At 73.5% G+C, this 6121-nt stretch carries 6 protein-coding genes and 1 pseudogene; 4 read left to right on the forward strand and 3 right to left on the reverse strand.

Annotated features, from left to right (window positions below):
• Positions 1 to 209 (forward strand): annotated as a pseudogene (locus GA0115240_RS36915) (DUF2797 domain-containing protein); the annotation flags it as partial.
• A 71-nt stretch (positions 210 to 280) separates the two neighbouring features.
• Here the strand turns inward: GA0115240_RS36915 and GA0115240_RS14880 are convergent.
• Complete coding sequence (locus GA0115240_RS14880) at positions 281 to 1504, reverse strand: ROK family protein (protein ID WP_093737150.1); 1224 nt, start codon at positions 1502 to 1504, stop codon at positions 281 to 283.
• A gap of 17 nt (positions 1505 to 1521) precedes the next feature.
• Between GA0115240_RS14880 and GA0115240_RS14885 the strand changes: the two genes are divergently transcribed.
• A complete protein-coding gene (locus GA0115240_RS14885; protein WP_093737151.1) occupies positions 1522 to 2910 on the forward strand; it encodes an MFS transporter in 1389 nt (462 codons plus the stop codon).
• Positions 2911 to 3069: 159 nt separating this feature from the next.
• Here GA0115240_RS14885 and GA0115240_RS14890 read toward each other — a convergent pair whose 3' ends face one another.
• Entirely contained in the window at positions 3070 to 3465 is a 396-nt protein-coding gene (locus GA0115240_RS14890; RefSeq protein ID WP_093737152.1) for a MarR family winged helix-turn-helix transcriptional regulator, read from the reverse strand.
• Positions 3466 to 3552: 87 nt separating this feature from the next.
• Here GA0115240_RS14890 and GA0115240_RS14895 point away from each other — a divergent pair, with 87 nt between their 5' ends.
• Positions 3553 to 5070 (forward strand): MFS transporter, encoded by a 1518-nt coding sequence (locus GA0115240_RS14895; protein ID WP_093737153.1) that lies wholly within the window; start codon positions 3553 to 3555, stop codon positions 5068 to 5070.
• Positions 5071 to 5180: 110 nt separating this feature from the next.
• Positions 5181 to 5486, forward strand: a complete 306-nt coding sequence (locus GA0115240_RS14900; RefSeq protein ID WP_093737154.1) for a DUF6332 family protein — start codon at positions 5181 to 5183, stop codon at positions 5484 to 5486.
• Here GA0115240_RS14900 and GA0115240_RS14905 read toward each other — a convergent pair.
• Positions 5447 to 6112: a response regulator transcription factor gene (locus tag GA0115240_RS14905; protein ID WP_093737155.1), complete on the reverse strand. Its 666-nt coding sequence runs from the start codon at positions 6110 to 6112 to the stop codon at positions 5447 to 5449. The two genes, GA0115240_RS14900 and GA0115240_RS14905, sit on opposite strands and share 40 nt — an antisense overlap.
• Positions 6113 to 6121 lie beyond the last annotated feature (9 nt).

Raw genomic sequence — 6121 nt, forward strand, 5'->3', positions numbered from 1 at the left:
CCGCGCTCGCCGCGGGCCGGTCGCTGACCGGCGCGGTCCGCGCGGTCGCCGGCCACGACCTGCACATCGAGACGCCCGACGAGGTGCTGCTGCTCGACACCCGGCTGACCGCGGGCTGGCCGCTGCGCCGCGCCGGGCCGCACGCGGTGTCCGACCTGCCCACGACCGCGGTGCGGAGCCCGGTGGAGGCGCCGGAGCCGCTGTTCTGACGGCGCGTCGAGGCCGCCGCCCGCCCGCCGCCCGGTCGGCCCCCGGCTGCGGTCCGTCAGCCGCCGGCCCGTCAGACCCCCAGCACCGCCAGCGGATCGTCCAGCACCGGCTGCCACGCCAACTCGGCCGCCCCCACCAGGCTGTTGTGGTCCAGCGCACAGGCCAGCACCGGCACACCCCCGCTGCGCCCCCACAGACTGTGGTCGGCCACGACCGCCCGCAGCGCCTCCGGATCGGCGTCCAGCAGGTAGCGGTGGAGGCCGCCGAGCAGGATGCGGTCCGGGTTGAGCACATTGACCAGCCCGGCCAGCCCGCGCCCGAGCCGGTCGATCAGCACCTGCGCGGCGGCCCGCACGGACGGATCGGCGTACTCCTGCTGGAGCAGGTCGATGGACTGCTGGAGCAGCGAGACCTCCGGGCCCGGGGCCCGGCCGGCCGCTTCCACGAAGGCCAGGGGGTCGGCCTCGACGTCGAGGCAGCCGCGACTGCCGCAGTGGCAGGGCCGCCCGTCCGGCAGCACGGTGAGGTGTCCCACTTCCAGGGCGAGCCCCGAACTGCCCGTGTGCAGGCGGCCGTCCAGCACGAGCGCGCCGCCGACCCCGCGGTGCCCGGAGGCGACCACCAGCAGATGCTGGGCGTCGCGGCCGGCCCCGTGCCGGTGTTCGGCGAGCGCGGCCACGTTCACGTCGTTGCCCACGAACGACGGCACGGGCTCGCCGTCGGGTCCGAGGATGCCGACCCGCGCGATCTGGGCGGCGAACACCTCCCGTACCGGCGCTCCCGCGGGCCAGGCCAGGTGCAGCGGGTTGAGCGCGGTGCCCTCGGGCTCGGCGACCGCCGACGGAACGGCGAGCCCGGCCCCCACGCACACCCGGCCGGAGTCGCGCAGCAGCCGCGCCCCGGCCTCGACAACCGCGCCCAGGACGTGCGCCGGGTCGGCCGGCACAGTCATGGTGCCCGGCGCGGTGGCCACGATCTCGCCGCCGAGCCCGACCAGCGCGGCCCGGAAGCCGTCGGCGTGCACCTGCGCGGCGAGCGCCACCGGACCGCCCGGAGCGACGTCGAGCCGGTGCGAGGGCCGGCCCTGGGCGCCGGAAGGACCGGCGGGCCGGGTGTCGACCAGGATCAGGCCGAGCGCTTCCAGCTCCGCGGCCACCGCTCCGGCCGTGGCCCTGGTCACCCCGAGTTCGGCGGTGAGCAGGGCGCGGGTTGCCGCGCGGCCGGTATGCACCAGGGAGAGCGCCGGGCCGAGCGCACCCCGGCCTCGCTCAAGCCTTGTCCGAATCTGTGTCACCCCCCTATTCTGACTTTGTGCCGACGCTAAACAAAATAGGGACGGCGTTGTCCCGATCCCACCACACTCCCGCCCCCGACCCCGCCCTGCGCAGACTTCGCGTCGCCCTCACCGTCTTCTTCGCCGTCGACGGGTTCCTGTTCGCCGGCTGGGTGGTCCGCATCCCCGCCATCAAGGCCCAGGTGGGCGCGTCCGCCGGCCAGTTGGGCCTGGCGCTGCTGGGCGTGTCGGTCGGCGCGGTGGCCACCATGGTGCTCACCGGGCGGCTGTGCCGCGCGTACGGCAGCGAGCGGGTGACGGTGGCGACCGGCGTCCTCCTCTCGCTGAGCATCGCCCTGCCGCCCCGTACCCACTCCGCGATGGCCCTGGGCCTGGTGCTGCTCTGCTTCGGCATCTCCTACGGCGGCATGAACGTGGCGATGAACAGCGTCGCCGTCGACCTCGTGGCCGCGCTCCGGCGCCCGGTGATGTCCAGCTTCCACGCCGCGTACAGCATGGGCGGGCTGACCGGCGCCGGCATCGGCGGCCTGCTGGCGCCGCACTTGTCCCCGGCCACGCATCTGCTGCTGCTCACGCCGATCGGCCTGGTGGCGGTCGGGCTCGCCGGGCGCGTCCTGGTGGCCCATCCGCTGCGCGGGCAGGCGGCCGTCGGAACGGTGGCCGGCCCGCCCGCGGCCGGCGAGGTGACGCCGCCCGTGCCGGAGGCCGCCCAGGACCCGAACCCGGACTCGGACCCGGCAGCCCCGGCCTCCTCCCCCGGCGCGGGCCAGGTCACCGCCGAGGTCACCGCCGAGGGCGCACCTCCCGTCTCGTCCCGGGACGCGTCACGGGGCGGGAAGTCCGCCGCCGAGATCCGGCCGTCCACCGCACTGGTCGCCGTCTTCGGACTGATCGCGGCCTGCACGGCGTACGGCGAGGGCGCGCTCGCCGAGTGGGGACCGCTGCACATCCAGCAGGATCTGCACGGCGGTCCGGGCATCGCGGCGGCCGGCTACGCCTGCGTCACCCTGGCGATGACGCTGGGACGGCTCTCCGGCACCGCGCTGCTGCTCCGGCTCGGCCAGACCCGGGCGCTGGTGCTGGGCGGGCTCGTGGCCTGCAGCGGAATGCTGATCGGGGCACTGGCTCCGGCGATCCCGCTGGTCATGATCGGCTTCGCCGTCACCGGCCTCGGGCTGGCCAATCTCTTCCCGACCGCCATCGCCCGGGCCGGGGAGCTGACGGGTCCGAGCGGGGTGGCCGCCGCGTCCACCCTCGGCTACGGCGGGATGCTGCTCGGCCCGCCCTCGATCGGCTTCCTCGCCGACGCGTTCGGGCTGCCCACCGCGCTGACAACGGTCTCCCTGCTGGCCGCCGTCGCGGCGGGGATCGCCTGGGCCACGCGCCACAGCGGCGCGACCGCTTGATCGGGGAAACTTCGGCGCGGCGACTCAACGCGGCGACGCTTCGGCGCCGGATCGTACGATCGCGGAGCGAGGCGACGGGAGTTCGGCTCCGCCGGCGGACCTGGACCGGCGAGAACGGACCCGAAGGACGGAGCGGGCCGGGGCGGGACGAAGCCGTCCTCAGCCCTTCGGCAGCATCCGCTCCAGGACGGCGAGGTGGCCGGGCCGCGCCCGCTCGTAGCGCTCGCGGCCCGCGGCGGTGATGCCGACCCGCACCCCGCGCCGGTCCTCGCTGCAGATCCCGCGGTCCACCAGGCCGTCCTTCTCCAGCCGGGCGACCAGCCGGGACAGCGCGCTCTGGCTGAGGTGGACCCGGTCGGCGAGTTCCTGCACGCGAAAGGTGCAGCCGCCGTCCTCCGCCTCGCCGTCGGCGAGCACGTCGAGCACTTCGAAGTCGCTGGCGCACAGTCCGTGCGGGTGGAGTTCGCGGTCGATCTCGCATGCCGTGCGCGCGTGGATGGCGAGGATCTCCCGCCATTCCGCCACGAGCGCCCGCTCATCCTTGTCGCCGGTCATGCCGCCGAGGGTAGCAGCAAATGGACCAACATGCATGGGCATTAAATGCGCTTGCATTGAATGCGCGTGCATGTAAGTCTGTCGCCCATGACCTCTCCGTCAATCACCGTCCCCCGCGCGGAAGAGCGGTGGAGCGCCCTGCAGTGGGGCACTCTCCTGGTGCTCTGCGCCGCGCTGTTCCTCGACGCCCTCGATGTGTCGATGGTGGGCGTGGCCCTCCCGTCGATCGGCGACGAACTCCACCTGTCCACGTCCTCGCTGCAGTGGGTCGTGAGCGGCTACATCCTCGGTTACGGCGGCCTGTTGCTGCTCGGCGGACGCGCCGCCGACCTGCTCGGCAGGCGCCGCGTCTTCCTGATCGCCCTCGGTGTCTTCGCCGTCGCCTCGCTGCTCGGCGGGCTCGTGGACTCCGGCGAACTGCTGATCGCGACCCGCTTCATCAAGGGCCTGAGCGCCGCGTTCACCGCCCCGGCCGGCCTGTCGATCATCACCACCACCTTCGCCGAGGGGCCGGTGCGCAACCGGGCCCTGACCATCTACTCGAGCTGCGGCGCCACCGGGTTCTCCATGGGCCTGGTGCTGTCCGGTTTCCTCACCGAGGCGGGTTGGCGCTGGACGATGCTGCTGCCCGCGCCGGTCGCGCTGATCGCGCTGATCGCCGGCCTGAAGCTGATCCCGAAGATCCCCCGGGAACGGAACGGGGCCCGCGGCTACGACCTGCCGGGCGCTGTCACCGGCACCGGCTCCATGCTGCTGCTGGTGTTCACCGTGGTGTCCGCGTCCCAAGCGGGCTGGGCCTCGGCCAGAACCCTGGGCTCCTTCGCCGGGGTCGCGGCGCTGCTCGCCGCCTTCGTCGTCATCGAACAGCGCTCGCCGCACCCGCTGATCCGGCTCGGCGTGCTGCGCTCCTCCGGCCAGGTACGGGCCAACCTCGGCGCGGCCACCTTCTTCGGGTCGTATGTCGCCTTCCAGTTCCTGGTCACGCAGTACCTGCAGAACGTGCTGGGCTACAGCGCCATGCAGACCGCGCTCGCCTTCCTGCCGGCCGGCGCCCTGGTGGCGATCCTCTCCACCCGGATGGGTCCGATCGTGGACCGCTTCGGTACCGCCCGGGTGATCGCCGCCGGCTTCACCTCCCTGGTGATCGGCTACATCCTCTTCCTGCGGATCGACCTGCACCCGAGCTACGCAGGCGTCATCCTGCCGTCGATGCTGCTGCTCGGCGCCGCATTCGCCACCGCCTTCCCGTCCCTGAACATCCAGGCGACCAATGGCGTGAAGGACCACGAGCAGGGCATGGTCTCGGGTCTGCTCAACACCTCCTTCCAGGTCGGGGGCGCGATCTTCCTCGCGGTCGTCACCGCGGTGGTCACCTCGCACGCCGGGACCCACCCGGCCACCAAGCAGGCGATCCTCGACAGCTACCGCCCCGGACTGTGGGTGGTGGCCGGCATCGGAGCGGCCGGCCTGCTGCTGACGCTGTCCGGGCTGCGCAGGCGCCGGCCCTCGTACGGAATCCTGGTGGCCTCCTCGGCGGACGAGGACGCCCGGCGGGACGGTGAGCTGCGTGGCGAGGCCGCCGAGCCGGTGGTGGTGCGCGACTGACCTCGGTCTTCGCTGACGCAGGGGCCCCGCGCGCGAGAAATCGCCCGGGGCCCTCCGCCGTGCGTGGCACAATTGACGGATCGTCGGGGGACGTGGTGGGGAGGAATCAGATGCGCAGCGCGCGCACACAGGACGAACGGGACGCGACCACCGTCGAGATCGTCTACGCCGCCGCGACCGGGATTCTGCTCGCCGCCGCCGGCTTCGCCGCGACGATCAGTCCGGTACTGGCCGACGCGGCGCACGGCACCGCCCGCCAGGGATGGTTCACGGCGGCGGTCGTGCTGGCCACCGGCATCTTCTGCGGGCGGGTGGCGCTGACCTTGCGCCGTTTCGAGCAGGGGAACCGGTCGCGGGATCTCGACACGGCGGCCGGTCAGCCCAGCCAGCCGGGGCGGACCAGACCGGATTCGTAGGCCATCACGACCAGTTGGGCCCGATCGCGGGCACCCAGCTTCACCATGGCCCTGCTGACATGCGTCTTGGCGGTGAGCGGGCTCACCACGAGGCGGCGGGCGATCTCGTCGTTGGACAGTCCGATGCCGACCAGCGCCATCACCTCGCGCTCGCGATCGGTGAGCGCGTCCAGGGCGGCGGCCGCGGCGGGCTCCTTGGAGCGGGCCGCGAACTCGGCGATGAGCCGCCGGGTCACCCCCGGGGAGAGCAGCGCGTCCCCGCCCACCACCGCCCGGAGCGCGCGCAGCAGTTCCGCCGGTTCGGTGTCCTTGACCAGGAAGCCGGAGGCGCCGGCCCGGATCGCCTCGAAGACGTACTCGTCCAGCTCGAAGGTGGTCAAGATCACCACTTTCACCGCGGCCAGCGCCGGATCCCCGGTGATCCGGCGAGTGGCGGCGAGGCCGTCCAGCAGCGGCATCCGGATATCCATGAGGACGGCGTCGGGGGCGAGTTCACGGACCTGACGCAGTGCTTGCTCGCCGTCGGCCGCCTCCCCCACCACGTCGATGTCGCGCTGCGCGTCGAGCAGCGCGCGAAAGCCGGCCCGGACCAGGACCTGGTCGTCGGCCAGCAGGACGCGGATCACCCGCGCTCC

Origin of the sequence: Streptomyces sp. DvalAA-14, from assembly GCF_900091855.1 — a bacterium.
Taxonomy (GTDB): domain Bacteria; phylum Actinomycetota; class Actinomycetes; order Streptomycetales; family Streptomycetaceae; genus Actinacidiphila.

Coding starts and splice junctions, on each gene's coding strand:
- GA0115240_RS14890 (WP_093737152.1), bottom strand. CDS start 3,465: ATGACCGGCGACAAGGATGAGCGGGCGCTCGTGGCGGAATGGCGGGAG.
- GA0115240_RS14895 (WP_093737153.1), top strand. CDS start 3,553: ATGACCTCTCCGTCAATCACCGTCCCCCGCGCGGAAGAGCGGTGGAGC.
- GA0115240_RS14900 (WP_093737154.1), top strand. CDS start 5,181: ATGCGCAGCGCGCGCACACAGGACGAACGGGACGCGACCACCGTCGAG.